The sequence below is a fragment of the Moorena sp. SIO3A2 genome (assembly GCF_010672265.1).
GTDB classification, from domain to species: Bacteria; Cyanobacteriota; Cyanobacteriia; order Cyanobacteriales; family Coleofasciculaceae; genus Moorena; species Moorena producens.
The window spans coordinates 1-1366 of record NZ_JAAHHC010000127.1 but is presented as its reverse complement, the minus strand read 5'-3'; the positions used below and the strand labels follow the sequence as shown (position 1 = coordinate 1366).

The following is a 1366-nucleotide window of genomic DNA, read 5'->3' as shown; positions in this document are numbered from 1 at the left end:
CTTGACACTCCCCACGGTTAGAAACCGGGGGATTCTTCGTTCAGCGACCCAAGTTGCTGAGACAGGATTTCTCCAGTCCCAGTAGTGCTCAGGTCTCCCGAAGCGTTGGGATCTTTATCGATCCAAGTTCCGATGTGCCCCATCGTACTTAAAGCAGAATTCAGAATATTGATGGCGGCATTTTGGTCGCGATCTAGAACACATCCACATCGACAAACATGGGTTCGAGTTGATAGTGATTTCTTGACCGTTGTTCCACAACTTGAACAATTTTGGCTTGTGTAGGCAGGGTTAACGACAACTGTTACTCTGCCCAACTTTTTGCCAAAATACTCTAACCACTTCCTGAATTGATACCAACCTGCATCATTAATAGACTTGGCGAGACAATGGTTTTTCACCAGGTTCTTAATCCTCAAATCTTCGTAGGCGACCATGTCGTTAGACAGGACTACGCAACGCGCTACTCTCTTAGCATGTTCTTCACGTTGCCTACTTATTTTGAGGTGTACACGTCCTAGCTTATTAATGGCGCGCTTACGGTTAGCACTGCCTTTTTTCTTTCGAGAAACGCGACGTTGATAGAACTTCATCCGTTTCTCGCTTTTTCTGTAGAATCGTGGGTTGGGTTCAGTATTGCCATCTGAATCTGTGTAGAACTCTTTGAGTCCGACATCTAAACCAACGTTGTGCTTTGTCGGTTCAACATCAACTTTGACATCTACTTGAATACAGAATTGGCAATAATAACCATCAGCTCGTCTAACCAGTCTCACTCGCTTAATCTGTTTAACTAGATAGAATGCCAAATCCCACGTCCCAATCAATTTAAGTTTACCAATCCCTTTTTTGTCGGTAAATTCAATGTGCTTGGGGTCTAGTAACTTCCACCCGGACGTTTTGTATTCAACAGAGCGGCTACGTTTTTTGAACCGAGGATATCCTTTTTTCCCGGGGAGATTTTTCTTACAGTTCTCAAAGAACTTAACAATGGCTGACCAGCATCGTTCTACAGATGTCTGACAAGCGTGGGAGTTCAAATCTTTGACAAAGGGATACATAGCGCGAAGTTCGGTGTTATACCGATATAGCTCTTTCCTCCCTAAACCTCGATTATCTATCCAGTAACGCAAGCATGAATTCCTAACGAATTGACCAGCCCGGATTGCCTCATCAATCGCTCGGTATTGATTGAGTTTTCCTTTAACTTTGAACTCGTAGACTATCATGCCTGTGACACTTGCTTATTTAGCCTATTACCTACAGTACCACAAGAATTGTTGTTTATGTGAGGGGGTGAGCTTACCCCATGGATGAATCGTAGGGGCTTGCGCTCACCCCCTCACACTCCCCGATTTCCGGTCAA

At 44.4% G+C, this 1366-nt stretch carries 1 protein-coding gene; it reads right to left on the bottom strand.

Annotated elements, in window-relative coordinates:
* Positions 1–17 precede the first annotated feature (17 nt).
* On the bottom strand, positions 18–1229 hold the full coding sequence (locus tag F6K64_RS38015; RefSeq protein ID WP_287257234.1) for an RNA-guided endonuclease InsQ/TnpB family protein: 1212 nt from the start codon (positions 1227–1229) through the stop codon (positions 18–20).
* Positions 1230–1366 lie beyond the last annotated feature (137 nt).

What these genes read in the sequence shown, in the direction of transcription:
- F6K64_RS38015 (WP_287257234.1), bottom strand. Translation starts at nt 1,229, where the DNA reads ATGATAGTCTACGAGTTCAAAGTTAAAGGAAAACTCAATCAATACCGA.